Here is a 17,903-nt window from a genome sequence, read left to right as displayed (position 1 = left end):
GACGATGGCCACTCTCCACCCCCGCCCGGGCCCCGCTCATCCGCAACTTACGGTTCCGTAGGTACGATGCCGGACATGACTGCGTCCGTCCCCGACGCGCCTCTGGACACCGCCGCCGACGGCGGCCGCGGATCCGTGGCGCTCTCCTTGCCGCATCCGATCAAGCCGAAGCTGCGCGGCTGGCTGCATCTGGGCATGTTTCCGGCCGTTCTCATCGCCGGCCTGGTGCTCACCGCCCTCGCCGACTCCACCCGGGGCCGTATCGCCTGCGGGATCTACGTCCTGACGGCCTGCCTGCTGTTCGGCGTCAGCGCCCTGTACCACCGGGGCGACTGGAGTCCGCGCATGGACGGCATCCTGCGACGGCTGGATCACGCCAATATCTTCCTGATCATCGCCGGCACCTACACCCCGCTGACCATGCTGCTGCTGCCCGGCGCCAAGGCCCAGTGGCTGCTGTGGGGCATCTGGGCGGCGGCCGGGGCCGGTATCGCCTTCCGGGTGTTCTGGGTGGGCGCGCCCCGCTGGCTCTACACCCCGTGCTACATCGCGATGGGCTGGGCGGCGGTCTTCTTCCTGCCCGACTTCATGCGCGCCGGCGGCATCGCGGTCCTGGTCCTGGTGATCACCGGCGGCGTCCTCTACAGCGCGGGCGGCGTGATCTACGGCATCAAGCGCCCCAACCCGTCACCGCGCTGGTTCGGCTTCCACGAGGTCTTCCACTCGCTGACCCTGGCGGCGTTCATCGTGCACTACGTCGGTATATCGCTGGTGGCGTACCGGCACGGGTAGTCCCGCACCGCACCACCCCGCACCACCCAAGGCCACGGCTCACCAGCCGTGGCCTTTTCTGCTGCCCGGATTCCCGCTGCCCGGATTCCCGCTGCCCGGATTCCAGCTGCCCGGATTCCAGCTGCCCGGAGAGCACAGATTGACATCGACCATCTTTTGAGAGCTACTCTCATTTCATGGAAACTGTCACTCCCGCCGGGGCCCCGGCCCCCGCCCCCGACCCGCGCCGCTGGTGGGCCCTCGCCGCCCTGGTCGCGAGCATGCTGGTGCTCGGCTTCGACATGACGATCCTCAACGTGGCCCTGCCGACCATGGCGGAGCAGCTCGGCGCGACCACGGGTGAGCAGCAGTGGATGGCGGACGCCTACGTCGTCGTCTTCGCCGCGCTGATGCTCCCGGCCGGACTGCTCGGCGACCGGTTCGGGCGCCGCCGCATGCTGATCGCCGGGCTCGGCGTGTTCCTCGCCGGTTCCCTGGCCGGCGCGCTGGCCGGCGACGTGCGCTGGGTGATCGCCGCCCGCGCGGTGATGGGCGTCGGCGGGGCGCTGGTGATGCCGCTGGCGTTGTCCGTGCTGCCCACCCTGTTCGGGGCCGGCGAACGCTCCAAGGCCGTCGGGATCATCTCCGCCGCCTCCGCGCTCGGCATGCCGCTCGGTCCGATCCTCGGCGGCTGGCTGCTCGACCACTTCTGGTGGGGCTCGGTCTTCCTGATCAACGTCCCGATGGTCGCCCTCGGCATCGGCGCCTGCCTCCTCCTGCTCCCCGAGACCCGCGACCCCGCCTCCCCCAGGGTCGACGTGCTGTCCACCGCGCTCACCGCGAGCGGCCTGGGCATCCTGATCTACGCGATCATCGAGGCGCCCGACCGCGGCTGGGGCGACCCGCTGGTGCTGGGCATGCTCGCCGCGTCCGTCGTCCTGATCGGCACGCTGGTCCTGCGCGAGCGCCGGGCCGACCGCCCCATGCTGGACATGTCCCTGCTCACCCACCGGGGTTTCCTGCTCAACAGCGTCGCCGCGACCCTGATCAGCTTCGTCCTGTCCGGCCTGCTGTTCGTGCTGCCGCCCTACCTCCAGGCGGTCCTCGGCCACGACGCGTTCGGCACCGGTGTGCGGCTGCTGCCCATGATGGGCGGACTGCTCGTCGCCGCGCGCGGCGCGCAGCCGGTCGTGGCCCGCTTCGGCTCCCGCGCCGTGATCAGCGCGGGTCTCGCGGTGCTGGCCTTCGCCGCGATCCTCGGCAGCCGTACGACCGTGGACTCCGGGTACGGCTTCACCGCGCTGTGGCTGTCGGTCACCGGGATCGGCTTCGGCTTCGCCATGATCCCGGCCATGGACGGCGCCCTCGCCGCGCTGCCCGTGGACCGGGCGGGCAGCGGTTCCGGGCTGCTGAGCACGCTGCGCCAGGTCGGCGGCGCCATCGGCATCGCCCTGCTCGGCAGCCTGCTGTCCGGTGCCTACCGCGACCGGCTCGACGTCACCGGGCTGCCCGGGAAGCTCGCGGACACCGCGGGCGACTCCGTGGTCGCCGCCCACCTCGTCGCCGGGAGGACCGGCTCCGCGCGTCTCGCGGCCTCCGCGAACGGCGCCTACGTCCACGGCATGGGCGTGACCCTGCTGGTCTGCGGGATCGCGGCCCTGCTCGCCGCGCTGCTGGCGGGGCTGTTCATGCCCGGCGCGCCGGACGCGGCGGACGCGCCGGACGCACCGGCCCCGACGGAGCGCGCCGGAAACCCGGCGCAGGCCCCCGGCGGCCCCTCGGCCGTGGCCTCCCCGGTGGCCGATGCCGGAGAATGACCGGCATGACGGCCGCACGCTCCCCGCTCGCCCCCTCCGACCGCCCGCGCCTGAGCCTGCGCGAGCGGAAGAAGATCAAGACGCGTGAGGGGATCCGCGCCGCGATGTACGCCCTGGCCGAGGAGCAGGGCTACGACGCGACGACGGTCGAGCAGATCGCCGAGCGGGCGGAGGTGTCGCCGTCGACCGTCTTCCGTTACTTCCCCACCAAGGAGGACATCGTCCTCACGGACGAGTTCGACCCGATCATGGCGGAGGAGCTGCGCCACCGGCCCTCCGGCGAGCCATGGATGGACTCCGTCCGGCACATCATGCGCCGGGCGCTGCGGCTCACCGAGCTGGAGGACCCGGCGGTCCTCAAGATGCGGGCCCGGCTGATGGTCGAGGTCCCGGCGGTGCGCTCCCGGATGATGGAGACCATGTCGGTCACCGGCCGCATGCTGTGCCAGGCCGTCGCCGAGCGCACCGGCCTGGACCCGGAGTCCCTGGAGGTGCGGGTCTTCGCGATGTCCCTGGTCGGCGGGCTGATGGAGGTCACCCTCTACTGGGCCGAGCACGACCACGCGGACGATCTGCCGGACCTGATCGAGCGCGCCCTGGACGTGATCGAGAAGGGCCTCCCGGCGGAAAACGGCTGAGGGCCGGCCACGGCTCCGTGACATGCTGGCCCGGTGAACGCACGTCCCGAGATCCACGTCGAATTCGCCCCGGCCCTGCACGTCTTCGTCTCCGCCGCCCGGCGCCGCGGGCCGAGCGCGGTCGCCGTGGACGGCGTGTCGACCCTCGGCCATCTCGTCGAGTCCCTGGGCGTCCCGCTGACCGAGGCGGGCACCCTGGTCGCCGACGGCCGTGAGGTGCCGGTGTCCCTCATCCCGGAGCCGGGCACGCTGGTTCGGGTGCGGGAGGTCGAGCGGCCCCAGCGGGTGCCCGGCGCGCCGCTGCGTTTCCTCCTCGACGTCCATCTCGGCACCCTCGCCCGGCGGTTGCGGCTGCTGGGCGTGGACGCCGCCTACAAGTCCACCGACATCGGCGACCCCGCCCTCGCCGCCCGCTCGGCGGCCGAGCGGCGCGTGATGCTCAGCCGCGACCGGGGGCTGCTGCGCCGCCGCGAGCTGTGGGCCGGAGCCTTCGTCTACAGCACCCGACCTGACGACCAACTCCGCGACGTGCTCGAGCGGTTCGCCCCCGAGCTGCGCCCCTGGACACGGTGCACCGCCTGCAACGGGCTGCTCACCGCGGCCGGCAAGGAGCAGGTCGCGCACCGGCTGGAGGACGGCACCCGGCGGACGTACGACGTGTTCGCCGAGTGCGGCGACTGCGGGCGGGTGTACTGGAAGGGCGCGCACCACGACCAGCTGGAGGCCATCGTGGCGCGCGCCCTCACCGAGTTCGCCGAGCGGTGATCAGCTCTTCCGCAGGTCGCTCCGTCCGCAGGCGATGCCGTCCCCGTTGCGGTCCAGGCCGAGCGGGTCGTCCTTGCCGTTGACCTTGAGGCGGCCGTAGTCGTTCTTCTTCAGCCAGGCGCAGCGGGCCGGGGTCGTCTTCCCGACCTGCGGCGGGAAGGCGGTCGGCACGCAGACGTTGACCGAGCCGTAGTGGCGGTCGCAGCCGGAGATGTACGTACTGACCTTCTGCGAGGACTTCTTCTTCCCCGCCTTGGCGATCTTGCCCTTCAGCCGGTCGGCGAAGGCATGGTGATGCGGGTCGGCCGTGGTGGTGCCGGTCCCGGTGCCCGCCGTGGACCCGTGCAGATGGACCCACTTCGCCACCGAGGGCACACCGTTGGCGTCGACCGCGAAGAGCATGTACCAGCCGGGCGGGGCCAGGTCCGGGTTGCTCGTCACGTTGAGGTCGACGTTGTTGCCGTCCACCGACAGCGGCAGGTCGACGTAGCGCTGATTCGGGTCGGAGGAGTGGGTGACCGCCGCCGGACGGATCAGCTCCGCCTTGGCGATCGGCCGGTCCACCGTGATGCGCTGCGTGGTGCCGTACGTCCACTCGGTGTCGATGAGCGACGTGATCGACGGGCGGGTGCCCTTGAAGAGGTAGGGCGGGGAGTAGATCGACACGTTGTGGTTCCAGGTGCCGTTGCCCGGGTTGTCGCCGGTGGCCATGACGCGGCCGTCGGGCAGCAGGAACGCCGAGGAGTGGTAGCCGCGGGCCTGGGGGTCGGCGGTCACCGGGTCGAAGGTGCTGGTGTTCGGGTCGTAGATCGACGACTCCCGGACCGGGTCGGCACGGTTGTGGAGTGCGCCGCCGGTCTCCAGGACCTTGCCGTCGGGCAGCAGTACCGCCGAGACGTACATCTTGCCCTGGTTGCCGGTCTCGGGCTGCGGCCCGTTGCCCAGGTCCACGGTGCCCTGCGGCAGCGGCGGACCCGCGGTGTGGACGGGGTTGGGGGCCTTGAGGTCGATGAGGTCGGTGAGGCGGTTGGCGTCGGGGTTGGAGTCGATGTTGCCGCCGCCGAGGGTGAGGACCCTCTGGTCCTGCGCCGGGGGCAGCAGCACGCTCGCCGACTGGTCCCGCTCGTCCTTGTTCTGCAGGCCCGAGACCGAGGTGACGGTGTTGGCGTGGTAGTCGTAGACGGCGCTGCCGGTGCCGGGGATGTTGTTGCCGAAGACGTGGCTGCCGGAGTAGAAGAGGCGGCCGTCCTGCATGAGGATCATCGACGGGTACAGGCCCCAGTAGGACCAGGTCTGGTTGACCTCACCGAGCGACAGCCACCGCTGCTGGGCGTCCGACCAGTACTCGGTGGTCACCGAGCCGGTGGAGTCCTCGCGCAGACCGCCGAAGGAGATCACGTCACCGTTGCCGAGCTCGGTGGCGGAGGGGTACCAGTGGCCGTCGTTGAGGTCGTTGGTCCTGCTGTAGGTCTCGGTCTTCGGGTCGAAGACGTACGAGTCCTTGAAGCCCTCGTAGCCGTGCCCGCCGGCCACCGGGTAGGCCTTGTTGCCGCTCATCACCAGCACTCGGCCGTCCTGCAACTGGACGTGCCCGGCGCAGAACATGTCCTTCGGGGTGGGGATCACCTTGTAGGTGCCGTTCGCCGGGTCGTAGACCGCGGAGGTGAACGTGCCCGCGTTGAAGTTCTCCTCGCTGTTGCCGGATCCGGCGATCAGCAGCACCTTGCCGTTGTTGAGGACGACGGAGTGCATGGAGCGCACCGGGTTCTGGGTGGGCAGCACCGACCAGCTGCCGTTCGCGCACTGGTCGGTGGTGCCGGAGCAGCCCGCGGGCGGGACCGTGTCGGCGACCTGGTCCATGGTGTAGTCGTCGGTGGTCGCCGAGCCGGTGCCGTAGACCGAGACGCCCCAGGTGATCCGGTCGGTGCCGGCCGGGACGGCGGGGGTGCGGACGCCGGCCTGGGCCCAGCCGGCGCTCAGGTCGAGGGTCTTGAGGTCGGTCCAGTACTGCCAGCCCGCCGTGGTGTCGTGCCGGAAGAGGGTGATCGCCGCGTCGGGGGTGGTGGTCTTGTACCAGAGCCCGAGGTCGTACTGCCTGCCCGGCGTCACCACCGGCGCGCAGGACGTCGACTCGGTGATCAGGGCCTTGCGGTCGCCGTCGACGCGGCGGGTCAGCGTGACCTTCATGGCCTTGCCGCCGCTGTGCGCGTCGCTCGTCGTCCCGAAGGTGTAGTCGTTGTCGCCCCAGCCGGACTTCTCCCAGCAGTACGGCATCCCGTCGGTGCCGTCCGTCTCGAAACCCGCGTTGGTGATCAGGTTGGCGGCCTGGGCGGGCTGCGGCGCGGTCAGCAGCAGCCCGGCGGTCAGGGCGCCCACTCCGGCCAGGGCGGTTCTCCTCCGCCGCCTGGTCGTCCGGTGCTTGTCGGTCATACGGCTCTCCTTGCGAGGACGGTGCGGTCGGTGCTCATCACGAGGTCTCCCGAGCGGCAGGCCCGGTGCTCATCGCGCGGTCTCCGGAGCGGTGCGGTCGGCGGCCGTGCCGCGGCGCGGGAGGTAGACCAGGGCCTCCGTGCCGACGAAACGCACGACGAACGTCGTCACCAGCGCGAGCGCGGTGGCGGGCAGCACAGCCATGCCGAACCGGTCCACCAGCACCGCGATCAGCGGGATCCTCAGGACCAGGTCGGCGTTGGCCAGCAGCGCGAACCGGCCGGCCCGGTCCCACCAGCGGCGGTGCGCGCGCCGCTCACGGAACAGCAGCTGCTCGACGAGCAGGAAGTTCCAGGCCACGCCCAGCTGGTTGGCGAGGATCTCGGCGGGGACGTAGTGCAGCCCGAGTCCGGTCAGCGCCGCGAGGCCCGCCAGGTTGGGCACGAAGCCGCTGGCGCCGATCAGGCCGAACACGGCCATCCGGGCCGCCGGAGTGGCGGTGCGCAGGCCGACGAGATGCCGCAGGAAGCGGAAGCCTTCCTTCGCGGTCGACTTGGACTCCCCGGCGAAGCGGTCCTGGAAGACGAACGGCACCTCCGCGACCGTGCGGGGGCGGCTGCGCACGGCCAGTTCGAGGAGGATCTTGTAGCCGAGGGGCTTGAGCACCTCGGCGGTGACGGCGCTGCGGCGGATGGCGAAGAAGCCGCTCATCGGGTCGCTGATGCCGCGCAGCCTGCGCGGGAAGAGGGCCTTCGCGAGCCAGGTCGCGCCCCGCGACACGGCGATGCGGTAGCCGCCGGCGAGTCCGGCGCGGCTGCCGCCCTCGGTGTACCGGGAGGCGACCACCAGTCCGGCGTTCGTCCGTTCCCCCGTCGCGACCAGCTCCGGCACCAGGGAGGGCGGGTGCTGGCAGTCGCCGTCCATGACGACGATCCACTCCGAGGCGGCCGCCCGCAGCCCCTCGACCACGGCCCCGCCGAGCCCGCCCACGGGCTGCTCACGGTGCAGCACGGTCACCGGGAAGGGGCAGTCCTGCGCCGCGGCGCGGATGACGTCCGGGGTGTCGTCGGTGGAGTCGTCCACGAAGACCACCTCGCAGGGCAGCCGGGACGGCACCGACTCGGTGATCCGGTGCAGCAACTGCCGCACGTTCGCGGACTCGTTGAACGTCGGTACGACGAGGGTGACGGCGCCGGGCTCGGCGACCTCCGCCGCCCGGACGGCCGGATCGCCCAGTTCCCCGGGGACGGTGTGCTCGTAGGTCATCGGGTGCCTCCGGCTGCTGCGGTCTGCTGGATCCGGCGGATCTCGATACGGTCGGCCCCGGTGCCGAACGTGGCGACGGGAACGGAGTGCCGGACGGCGGCCCTCACGGTGGGCAGGTCGCGCGCGTCGCGCCGTACCGTCGGGGACGCGACGACGTAGTCGAGGTCGCGCCAGCCGTGCGGCATGGTTTTGGTGACGGCGGGGTCGAGGTCGGCCTTGTAGAACCAGATGACACCGAGGCCGGGCCGGTACCCGGCGTGCACCAGGTCCAGCCACAGGGCGTCGTCGACCAGGACGCGGGTGTCCCGCGGGTCGTCGACCCGGGTGCTGAGCCAGGCGGAGGCCGCCCGGTAGGGGGCGTTGGCGTCGGCGGTCATCGCGGTGCGGTCGCCGTCGTACCAGCGCGGGACCACGTAGGAGCCGGCGGCGAGGACGAGGACGGCGGCGAGCGCGTACCGGCCGCCGGTGACGTACCGGTGCTCGCTCTCCCGGCGCCGGCGGCGCAGCACCGCGTGCGCCACGGAGGCGGCGGCTCCGGCGAGGACCAGGGCGAGGAACGGCAGGGCCTGGATGATGTACATCGCGGGCAGATAGCCGCTCGGCCTGAGCGCGACCAGCGACAGGATCGCCACGACGAGCGCGGGACCGGCCAGCGCGCGGGCGGTGACCGACCAGCGCCAGGTGACGACGAGCAGCAGGGCGCCCGCGAGACCGCCGAGCGGCAGCACCCGGTCGTAGTACAGCCACGAGTGCAGCACGCCCCACGAGCCGGAACCCGGGTCGAGGACGAACCCGGAGCCGGGCCGGGACATCTGGTAGACGATGCCGTCCCACAGCGACACGTGCCCGCTGCCCGGGAACAGCTCGCCCTTGAGCAGCGCGAACAGCGGGTAGGAGAAGCCGATCAGCACACAGGCGGTGATCGCGCCGGTGAGGGCGAACTTGCGGGTGTCGCGGTGCCCGTGCCGCCACAGGGTGACGACCAGGGCGGGCAGCACGACGAGCATCGTCTCCTTGGTGAGCACGCCCGCCGCCGCCGCGAGGCCCGCGCCGAAGTGGTGCCAGAGGTGGCGGCTGGGCGAGGCGGCCAGCGTGAACGCGAGGAGCACCCACAGCACGGCGATGTTGTCGAGGAAGATCTCGCGCTGCAGCACGACGGCCAGCGGTGACAGCCCGAACAGCGCCATGCCGAGCGCGGCGGCCCAGCGGGGCAGCGCCAGCCGGCGGCCGAGGACGTAGACGAGGACCGCGCTGACCGCAGCGACCAGCAGCATCACGGCCCGCATGGTGCCGACGGTCATCGAGCCGGGGCTGACCAGGGACGGTACCCAGGTCAGCAGGGCTATCTGGAGCCAGCCGAGCGGCGGGTGGTCGTACCAGTAGGTGTAGTGGGCGAGGCCCCGGCCCTCCTGGACCGCCCACGCCTGGGCGAGATAGGTGCCCTCGTCGTCGCTGAGGGTCGGGTAGTCGGCGATGTTCCAGCCCTGCACCAGCAGGATCGCGATCAGCAGCGCCCCGCACAGCAGCAGGTCGGCACGGGAGGTGTGGAGCCGGCCCGGCAGCTCCGTCCGGCCGGCCGGAGGGCCGTCGGGCACAGGTGTGCGCTGCGCGGGGACCTTCGGAGTGGTCACCGCGGGGAGGGTGGAGGTCACGCGGGAACGTCCTCTCGGATCGCTTCGGTGGCGGAGAGATGCGCGCCGACGTGGGAGGTCAGCTCCCAGTCGTTGCGGCCCCGCTGCTCGCGCCACACCGCGCGCATCGCGGCACCGGCGAGGAGGACCTGGTAGAAGGGGCCGCCCACGATGAGCTTGGCGTAGTGGACGAACCGGACGCGGAGCCCGTACTGCCTGCCGAAGTCGTGCAGTCCGACGATCTCGAAGACGAAGGTGACCGCGGCGGTGACGAGCGGCAGGAAGGTGAGGAAGGCGATCCCCACGGGCACGTCGAGGAACAGGGCGACCGCCGCGTTGAGCGGGATGACGACCCCGGAGAACGCCTGGAGGAACGGGGTCATCAGGGTGTAGCGGGCGAGGAGCCGCTGGCCGAAGCCGGGCAGCTGCTTCCAGTCCTTCTTCCGGTAGACCTGAAGGAAGCCCTGGTTCCAGCGGGTGCGCTGCTTCAGCAGGGACATCAGCGAGCCCGGGGTCTCCTCCCGGGTCACCATGTCGGAGTCGTAGGCGACGACGACCTTCTTGCCGGTGCTGGACAGCCGTACGCCCAGATCGCAGTCCTCGGCGAGACAGTCGGGGTCCCAGCCGTCGGCTTCCCGCAGCACGTCCGTGCGGACGAACACGGTGTTGCCGCCGAGCGGGATGAACCCCTTCTGCGCGTGCAGATGCAGACGGGAGCGGAACCAGAAGAAGTACTCCAGGCAGTTGCGCAGGCTGTACCAGCTGGAGTGGAAGTTGATGAGCTGCACCCCGCCCTGCACGACGTCCGCTCCGGTGGTGCGGAACGCGTGGTCGACGTGGGCGAGCAGCTCCGGGTGGACCTGGTCCTCGGCGTCGAAGACCCCGACGACCTGGCCGCGGCAGTGCGGCAGGGCCGTGTTCATGGCCTTCGGCTTGTTCTTCTTCTCATGGGTGTCGACGACGACGCGGACCCGTGCGTCACGCTCGGCGGCGTGCTCGGCGACCGCGGCGGTCTCCGGGTCGTCGTGGCCGACGATGACGATGATCTCGAAGTCGGTGTGCGTGGACTCCAGCAGGCGCTGGACGGTGTGGTCCAGTACGGCTTGCTCGTGCCGGGCGGGTAACAGCAGGGAGAAGGAGACGTGTTCGTCCCCGTCCGGTCTGCTGAACCGGGTGGAGGCCAGCACTTCGGGCGTACGCCACGCGTGCATCTGCCACCACAGGGTGAAGGCCGCCATCCAGAAAAGGGCAAGCGAAACCACAGCGATGAAGACAGACGTCAGCAAACAGATCCCCCCAGATCCGTGAATCCCCCGGACACGACGGACAGGGCAGGCGTCGTGTCAGAGAAAGAGACTATGAGGGAACTGTGAAGTGCGCAGCCGTTTTAGATGAAGAGCGTGTTTCGCCACAATGGAACATGCGATCGACGTATGTGAGTACTCGTCACCTATGCCCGGTTGAGCATATGCCAGGTGAATTGCCTTGTGTGGGGCGTGAGTTGCCATCAGCCTCCGAGCCTGGTCCGGAGGGTCTCCGGGTCGGTCACCGGTGCGTCACAGGTGAAGTGGCGGCACACGTAAGCGGCCGGCGCACCGCCGACGAGGGGACGGTCGGCGAGCAGCGGGAACCCGTCGCCGTCCGGTGTGCCGACGGCGACGACGGCGCCGGGCGCGGGGGCCAGAAGTGCCGTACGGTGCAGGGCCTTTGTGGCCGCGTCGTCCAGGGAGGGCCCCACCACGGCGACTTCGCGCGGCCCGTCGAGCAGCGCCTCCGCGACGGCGAGCCCCCACCCGATGAACCGGGGCACCCGGGGGCCCAGCGCCGCGACCACGCCCGACGCCCGCTCGGCGGCGGTGCGATGGCGCTCGGAGCCGGTGTGGGCGGCATAGCCGAGCAGGGCACCGGCGGCCGCGGTCCAGCCGGAGGGAACGGCGTTGTCGGTGGGGTCCTGCGGGCGCCGGATCAGCCGTTCGGCGTCGGCCGCGGTGTCGTGGAAGGCTCCTGACGTGCCGTCGGCGAACCGCGTGAGCACCTGGTCGAGCAGCAGCCCGGCGAACTCCAGCCAGACCCCCTCGCCGGTCACGGACGCCAGCGCGAGGAAGCCCTCCGCCACATCGGCGTAGTCCTCCAGCACCCCGGCGTTCGCCCCGGCCCGGCCGTCCTTGCTGGTACGGGCCAGCCGCGCCCGGTCGTCGAGATGCAGCCGTACGAGGAGATCGGCGGCGCCGGTGGCGGCGTCGACGAGATCGGGGCGGTCGAAGCAGGCGCCGGTCTCGGCGAGCGCGGCGATCGCGAGCCCGTTCCAGGCGGCGACGACCTTGTCGTCCCGGCCGGGGGCAGGACGCCGCCGGCGCGCGTCCAGGAGCAGCCCCCGGACCCGCTCGACGGTCTCGGCGTCGAACATCTCCGCTTCCTGCTGCGGCAGTTGCAGCACGGACGCGCCTTCCTCGAAGGTCCCCTCCTCGGTCACCCCGAAGTACCGTGCGGCGAGGGCCCCGTCGGCCTCCCCCAGCACCTCGCGCAGCTGCCCCGGCGTCCAGACGTAGTACGCGCCCTCGACGTGCCGTCCCGTCCCGTCGTCGCTGTCGGCGTCCAGCGCGGAGGCGAACCCGCCCTCGGGCGTGCGCAGTTCACGCACCATGAAGTCGGCCGTCTCCAGCGCCACCCGGCGCGCGAGTTCCGACCCCGTGGCCCGCCACAGGTGGGTGTACACCCGGCACAGCAGCGCGTTGTCGTAGAGCATCTTCTCGAAGTGCGGCACGACGAAACGGCGGTCCACGGAGTAGCGGGCGAAACCGCCGCCGAGCTGGTCGTAGAGCCCGCCGCGGGCCATGCGCCCACAGGTGTCGGCGGCCATCTGGAGGGCGCCCTCGGACCCGGTGCGGGCATGGTGGCGGAGCAGGAACTCGAGCACCATGGACGGCGGGAACTTCGGCGCCCCGCCGAACCCGCCGTACTGCGTGTCATACTCCCGGGTGAGCCCGAGCAGCGCCTGCGCCGTCTCCGGCTCGCCCGGGACCCCGGCGCCGCCGCCGTAGTCGATCTCCCGCTGGGCGAGATCCCGCACGATCTTCCGCGCGACCTCGGCGACCTCGTCCCGCCGCTCGCCCCAGGCCTGCCGCACACCTTCCAGCACCTGCCGGAACGAGGGCATGCCGTGGCGCGGGGCGGGCGGGAAGTAGGTGCCGAAGTAGAAGGGCTCGGCGTCGGGCGTGAGGAACACCGTCATGGGCCAGCCGCCCTGCCCGGTGGCTGCCTGCACGGCCTCCATGTAGACGGCGTCCACGTCGGGACGCTCCTCACGGTCGACCTTGACACTGACGAAGTGCTCGTTGAGGAACGCGGCGGTGCCGTCGTCCTCGAAGGACTCGTGCGCCATCACATGGCACCAGTGGCAACTCGAGTAACCGACGCTGAGCAACACCGGCACCCCACGCTGCCGGGCCTCCTCGAACGCCTCCTTCGACCAGGGCCACCAGTCCACGGGGTTGTCGGCATGCTGAAGCAGATAGGGGGACGTCTCATCGGCGAGGCGGTTAGGCATGGGTCCATCCTGCCCCAGCACTCCGGAAACGGCGGCGGGAGCCGGGATCCGCGTGCCGACCGCGGGCCGGCTCCCGCAACGCCGAACGCAGCCGTATCCGGGTACCGGGACAGATGCCTAGTGCTGCGGCAGGCAGACTTTGCCTGCCGCGGTACTAGGCCGGGCTGTGCGCACGCGTGCGGTCGGACCATTTCACGACGAGCGGTACGACCTGGCCGACGACGAGGAAGAGAACTCCGATGACGAGCCAGCCCGGCTCGCCCCAGCCGAGGCAGACCACGCCGAGCAGCGGCGGGCCGATCGCGTTGGACAGGCCCTGCCCGATGGCGAACAGACCCGAGTACTGGCCCTGTGCGTGCTCCGGGGCGAGGCCGAAGGACAGCTCGAACGAGGCTGCGGCGTGCCACAGTTCGCCCATGGTGTGGACGACCACGCCGAGCACGACGACGAGCACGGCGATCCATCCGGGCGCGCCGCCCGCCACCGCGATGAGGGCTGTGGCAAGGAGGAACGCGACCCCCGCACGGCGTGCCGACCGGCCGGCCGCCGCGTTGTTGTCGACGCCGCGGCTGAACCGCACCTGCAGGAAGACCACGAGGGCGGTGTTGATCGCCATGCTCGCGCCGACGAACCACCGCGGCGCGTCGGTGTGCCCGATGATCCACAGCGGCAGGGCGAACACCAGCACCTGGTTCTCGATGGTCATGATGCCGTCCAGGGCGGTGAGCGCCACGTACGGCCTGTCTTTCAGGGCCGGCCAGCGGCTGCCCTCCGCCGGGGCGGCCACCAGCGGCACGGACGGAATACGGGAGGCGACGACCGCGGAGAGGAGGAACAGGACGGCGGTGCCGAGGATGAGGCTCACGTACGCGGTCCTGGTGTCCAACTGGACGACGACACCGGCCGCCAGGGCTCCGCAGCCGACGGCGATGTTGTTGAGGGCGCGCAGGTAGGAGCGGAAGCGGGTCGGGTTCGGGGCACCCAGGGCACGGGTCAGCGGGCCGCGGGCGGCGGTGCCCGCCGAGACGGCGAGCTCGGCCACGCACAGGAACGCGATCAGCGAGGGGAAGGAGTGCACGAACACCAGCCCCGCCACGGAGAGGGCCTGCACGACGACCGCGAGCCGGAAGACCTCGCGCGGGCCGCGCCGGTCCGCCAGACGGCCCACGGGAATGCCGGCGGCGAGTCCGATCAGGGCTGCGGCGCCCAGGGCGAATCCGACCTGGGCGACCGGGAGGCCCACGGAGCGGGTGAAGAACAACGCGGCCCCGGAGACGAAGAGGCCCTTGCCGATCTGATTGACGAAGGTCGCGGCGGCGAAGGCGCGTTTGGGTCTCGTCTCGGGTATGAGACCGCGGGCCACCAGCCAGGCCGATAAACCGCGTCCGGTGTCCTCCCCGGCCATCGGCTCTACCCCTTCGCTTGGCTGGCGCTCACTGGTGGTGTCCAACTGGCTGTCCCTCCGGCTGCGTGACGGCTGTGCTCGGGTGTTCTCATGCGTCGAGGCCCCCGTGCCTGATGGGCTGGGCGGTGAGCACGGTCCGCCGTCCCCGTCGGTCCCCTCTCCGACGATCACCTACCGCGACCGGGAAGGGCCGCCGGTCACAGCACAGGGCGTCAAGCGGTCTTGTGGCGGGCGCCGCCCTCGACGTGGATCGTCTCGCCGGAGACGAAGCCCGCGCGCAGGAGCCACATCACCGTGTCGACGACGTCGTCGGTCTCACCGTGGCGTCCGACGAGGGTCCCGGCCGCGCTCTTGTCCAGCAGGGCCGTCTTCCTGTCACCGAGGCGGTCCCATGCGCCCGAGTCCACGACGCCGGGCGAGACGGCGTTGACCCGTACCGGCGCCAGATCCGCCGCGAGGTGGCGCGCGAGGTACTCGAGCGCACCGTTCGTGACCCCCTTGACGAGTGATCCCGGCCCGGGGCGCCAGCCGACCACACCGGAGAACAGCACCATCGACCCGGTCGGCCGCAGTACCGGCGCGAAGTGTTTGGCCACCAGCATCGGGCCGACCACCTTCGCCGTGAACGCGGCCAGCAGCCTGTCGCGATCCAGCTCGGCCGCCCGAACGTCGTGCGGCGCCGAACCGGTCGTCACGATGTGGTCGACCCCGCCCTCCAGCCGCCGCGCCGCGGCCGCGAGCGTCGACTCGTCCTGCAGATCGACCCGCACCGCGGTGGCGCCGATCTCGCTCGCCAGCGCTTCCGCCGCGGCGAGATCACGGGCACCGACCACCACGTCGTACCCGTCCTTCGCCGCACGCCTCGCCACGGCCGCGCCGAGCGCCCGTGCACCGCCGATGACCAGGATCCGCTCCATGGGTCTCGCTCCCTCTCGTAGGATCGGGGTGCAACGCTATGGTTTTAATACCGGTATCTTCAACGGAACTGGGAGCGGCGATGGGCAAGGCGTACAACGTGATGGCGGCGACCTGCCCGAGCCGCACGGTGCTGCACCGGATCGGGGCCCGGTGGACCGTGTTCGTCGTCAACGCCCTCGACGACGGACCCCGCCGCTTCAGCGAACTGAAGGGGCACATCAGGGGCATCACCCCGAAGGTCCTGACCGAGACATTGCGCTCCCTGGAGGCCGACGGCCTGGTCAGCCGCCACGAGTACGACGAGAACCCGCCCCGCGTCGAGTACGCCCTCACACCGCTGGGCCGCTCCCTGCTCGTCCCGCTCCGCGCCGTACGGCGCTGGGCCGAGGAGCACGTCCCGGACATCGAGGCGGCCCGGGCCCGCCGGCCGGCTCTCTGACCCGTCAGCCGGCGGCCGGAGAGCCGGCCGGCAGGCGGCTGTACGGCCGGCCCCGCGAGGGCGGCTCGGCGGGAACCGCGCGCCCGTCGCACGACCACGCCCTGCCCGCCGTTGCGGCCTCGACGTCACCCCGTGCGAAGAGGCCGGTCGGCACACGTCTGCGCCGACCGGCCCCGGTCGTTCTCGGTCGTTCTCAGGAGAGCCGATCGGCAGGTCGCTCCGTCACAGCTCCTGCGGCACCGCCACACCGGAAGAGGGTTCGGGCCGCCTCAGCGGGACACGGCCCAGGGGGCTGTCACTTCGCCGCTTCCAGCGTGGCGTAGCCGGTGGTCGCCGCGGTCGTGGTCTTGTCGGCCCCTTCCTGGAGCTGGAAGAGCGAGCCGAAGGGGCGCTCCGCGAGCGGGAGACGCCATGTCCCGGCTTCCACACGTGCCGTGTCCGACACGTTACCGCGCAGCAGTCTCACTCCGGCCTCGTTGTGGCCGGCGTGCGGGCCGAAGTGGATCGGGTAGGCGTCGGCCGCCCGGTAGGCCGGCAGGAAGGCGCGGCGGTACCGGTCGGAGCGGTTCGGAGAGGAGTAGTGCAGGAGCAGGGGGTGGATGAAGACCACGCTGCCCGCGGGCGCCTCGATGGGCACGGCGAGCGCCGGGTCGGGGGCGTTGGCACCCACCACCTTGCCGCGGAAGTAGCCGTCGACGTAGTGGTCGGCGAGGCCGTGGTGGTGAGAACCGGGAACGGCCTGGAGGGCGGAGTTCTCGGTGGTGGTGTCGTCGAGGTAGACGAGGGCCGTCACCAGGTCGGTGTTGGTGTGGGGGTAGTAGGCGAAGTCCTGGTGCCAGTCCACGACACTGCCCACCTGCGGGGCCTTGAGGTGGAGCTTGCTGTAGTGGAACAGGATGTCGGGGCCGATGAGTGCCTCGACATGGTCGAGCAGTCCGGGGTGGGCGGCGGCCCGCTCGAACGCGGCGTGCTGCTTGGTGGGCGACCAGATCCGGCGGGCCATGCCGTTGTCGCCCGGCTCCACCTCGGCGACGGAGCCGATGTCGGGGACGTCGAGGATCTCCGTGATGGCGGTGTTGAGCTCGGCGACTTCGCTCGGGCCGAAGAGGCGCTCGGCGACCGCGAAGCCGTTCTCACGGTACTCCTTGACGAACGCGGTGGTGTCGGGTGCGGACATGCGCGGGGTTCCTCTCTGCTGGGGAGGGCGGGTTGCGGTGGGGCGAGGTCCGTACGGGTCCCCCGGGCGACGACCGCCCGGCGGACCCGCGACCGCTCGGAGGCGCCGACGGCCGGCAGCGCGGCCGGCCCCCGCGCGAGCCGGGGAGGGCGGGCGGCCTGGAGCGTCCCTCGACCGGTCTGCCCTCAGGCGTATGAGGTTCCCGCGTACTGGTTCCGTCGTCGGCGCGCGTGCGGAACGTACGGGTCACACCGTGGTCGACGTACGGGTCACACCGTGGTCGACGTACGGGTCACACCGTGGCCTTCGCGTGCTGGGCGACGGTGTCCTCGTAGATCTCCCGGAAGAACATCGCCAGGATCTCCTGGACGTCGTCGATGTACGTGAACACCTTCTGGAAGTCGTCCTCGCTGAAGATCAGCTGGTGGAGGATGTCCCACATCTCCTGGGAGTGGTCCTCGGTGGTGTCGACGTGGAGGTGGGCGGCCTGCCCCTTGACGTTCTCCTTGCCGAGCCGCTCCTGGAGGTTCTCGACGATGGCCGGCTGGAGCTTGACCTGGGTGTATTCCACCAGGTAGTTGGAGACGACCGGGGCGATGGGCGACTCGTGCTCCAGGGCGTAGTAGAAGAAGCCCTCGAGGAGACGGGTCGAGAGGTAGGGCTCGGTGGCGAGGATCTCTTCCTCGGTGACACCGGCGGCCGCGGCGTCGCTGGTGTACAGCTTGTCGTGGAGCATCTCGTCGGCCTGGTACTGCGCGTAGTCGCGGGCGGCCCTGGGCGAGATCTGGGCGATCTTGTAGATGGCCTTGGACTGGCTGACCCGGGAGAGGCGGATCCGCCACACGTGCTCGATGAGGGTACGGCGGTAGTACGCCTGGTGGAGCTCAGGTTCGGTCAGGTGGGACGCGAAGGGGACGGTGGCCTTCCACTCCGCCATCTTCTTGTCCAGGTAGCGGTCGAGCTCGGCCTTCTTCAGGCGGCTCTGCTCCTCGTTGTAGAACGGCTTCGGGTAGGCAATCCCGGTGTTCTGCACGCGATTCATCGCGTTCTCCTTCACAAGGGGGTTCGCGGGGGAGACGTTCACGGAAAGGTCGGAATG

Annotated in this window: 15 protein-coding genes; 5 read left to right on the top strand and 10 right to left on the bottom strand. The window is 71.2% G+C overall.

The features are described 5' to 3' along the window. The first annotated feature begins 75 nt into the window (after positions 1-75). Positions 76-792: a hemolysin III family protein gene (locus tag ABZ862_RS05195; protein ID WP_360952454.1), complete on the top strand. Its 717-nt coding sequence runs from the start codon at positions 76-78 to the stop codon at positions 790-792. Positions 793-831: 39 nt separating this feature from the next. On the opposite strand, the gene ABZ862_RS05190 is transcribed toward ABZ862_RS05195, so the two are convergent. Further along, positions 832-945 carry a hypothetical protein gene (locus ABZ862_RS05190; protein WP_360952451.1) on the bottom strand — a complete coding sequence of 38 codons (114 nt, stop codon included), beginning with the start codon at positions 943-945 and terminating at the stop codon, positions 832-834. 23 nt (positions 946-968) lie between these two features. Between ABZ862_RS05190 and ABZ862_RS05185 the strand changes: the two genes are divergently transcribed. The 3 genes from ABZ862_RS05185 to ABZ862_RS05175 are packed head-to-tail and all read left to right on the top strand — an operon-like array spanning position 969 to position 3,991. Beyond that, on the top strand, positions 969-2,588 hold the full coding sequence (locus ABZ862_RS05185; protein WP_360952448.1) for a DHA2 family efflux MFS transporter permease subunit: 1,620 nt from the start codon (positions 969-971) through the stop codon (positions 2,586-2,588). After that, a complete protein-coding gene (locus ABZ862_RS05180) occupies positions 2,585-3,226 on the top strand; it encodes a TetR family transcriptional regulator (RefSeq protein ID WP_360952445.1) in 642 nt (213 codons plus the stop codon). Before ABZ862_RS05185 ends, ABZ862_RS05180 begins: the two co-directional genes overlap by 4 nt. 33 nt (positions 3,227-3,259) lie before the next feature. Beyond that, positions 3,260-3,991, top strand: coding sequence for a Mut7-C RNAse domain-containing protein (locus ABZ862_RS05175; RefSeq protein ID WP_360952442.1), 732 nt, complete (start codon positions 3,260-3,262; stop codon positions 3,989-3,991). On the opposite strand, the gene ABZ862_RS05170 is transcribed toward ABZ862_RS05175, so the two are convergent. The 7 genes from ABZ862_RS05170 to ABZ862_RS05140 all read right to left on the bottom strand — a co-directional run bounded on the left by ABZ862_RS05170 (position 3,992) and on the right by ABZ862_RS05140 (position 15,187). Then, on the bottom strand, positions 3,992-6,421 hold the full coding sequence (locus ABZ862_RS05170) for a galactose oxidase early set domain-containing protein (protein WP_360952439.1): 2,430 nt from the start codon (positions 6,419-6,421) through the stop codon (positions 3,992-3,994). Between the two features lie 69 nt (positions 6,422-6,490). Further along, on the bottom strand, positions 6,491-7,687 hold the full coding sequence (locus ABZ862_RS05165) for a glycosyltransferase family 2 protein (RefSeq protein WP_360952436.1): 1,197 nt from the start codon (positions 7,685-7,687) through the stop codon (positions 6,491-6,493). Then, positions 7,684-9,339, bottom strand: a complete 1,656-nt coding sequence (locus ABZ862_RS05160; RefSeq protein WP_360952433.1) for a glycosyltransferase family 39 protein — start codon at positions 9,337-9,339, stop codon at positions 7,684-7,686. The genes ABZ862_RS05165 and ABZ862_RS05160 overlap by 4 nt, the downstream gene beginning before the upstream one ends. Further along, positions 9,336-10,604, bottom strand: coding sequence for a glycosyltransferase (locus tag ABZ862_RS05155; protein WP_360952431.1), 1,269 nt, complete (start codon positions 10,602-10,604; stop codon positions 9,336-9,338). The genes ABZ862_RS05160 and ABZ862_RS05155 overlap by 4 nt, the downstream gene beginning before the upstream one ends. 221 nt (positions 10,605-10,825) lie before the next feature. Then, positions 10,826-12,865, bottom strand: a complete 2,040-nt coding sequence (locus ABZ862_RS05150; RefSeq protein WP_360952428.1) for a thioredoxin domain-containing protein — start codon at positions 12,863-12,865, stop codon at positions 10,826-10,828. A gap of 154 nt (positions 12,866-13,019) precedes the next feature. Further along, positions 13,020-14,270: an MFS transporter gene (locus ABZ862_RS05145; RefSeq protein WP_360952425.1), complete on the bottom strand. Its 1,251-nt coding sequence runs from the start codon at positions 14,268-14,270 to the stop codon at positions 13,020-13,022. A gap of 212 nt (positions 14,271-14,482) precedes the next feature. After that, positions 14,483-15,187 (bottom strand): SDR family oxidoreductase, encoded by a 705-nt coding sequence (locus ABZ862_RS05140; RefSeq protein ID WP_360952422.1) that lies wholly within the window; start codon positions 15,185-15,187, stop codon positions 14,483-14,485. A gap of 80 nt (positions 15,188-15,267) precedes the next feature. On the opposite strand from ABZ862_RS05140, the gene ABZ862_RS05135 reads away from it, so the two are divergent. Further along, a complete protein-coding gene (locus ABZ862_RS05135; RefSeq protein ID WP_360952419.1) occupies positions 15,268-15,627 on the top strand; it encodes a helix-turn-helix domain-containing protein in 360 nt (119 codons plus the stop codon). 295 nt (positions 15,628-15,922) lie between these two features. On the opposite strand, the gene ABZ862_RS05130 is transcribed toward ABZ862_RS05135, so the two are convergent. After that, entirely contained in the window at positions 15,923-16,804 is an 882-nt protein-coding gene (locus ABZ862_RS05130; RefSeq protein WP_360952416.1) for a phytanoyl-CoA dioxygenase family protein, read from the bottom strand. A 292-nt stretch (positions 16,805-17,096) separates the two neighbouring features. Further along, on the bottom strand, positions 17,097-17,846 hold the full coding sequence (locus ABZ862_RS05125) for an iron-containing redox enzyme family protein (RefSeq protein WP_360952413.1): 750 nt from the start codon (positions 17,844-17,846) through the stop codon (positions 17,097-17,099). Between the last annotated feature and the right edge of the window lie 57 nt (positions 17,847-17,903).

The organism is Streptomyces sp. NPDC047000, assembly GCF_040644295.1.
Lineage (GTDB): Bacteria > Actinomycetota > Actinomycetes > Streptomycetales > Streptomycetaceae > Streptomyces.
This window is presented reverse-complemented; position numbering and strand designations above follow the sequence as displayed.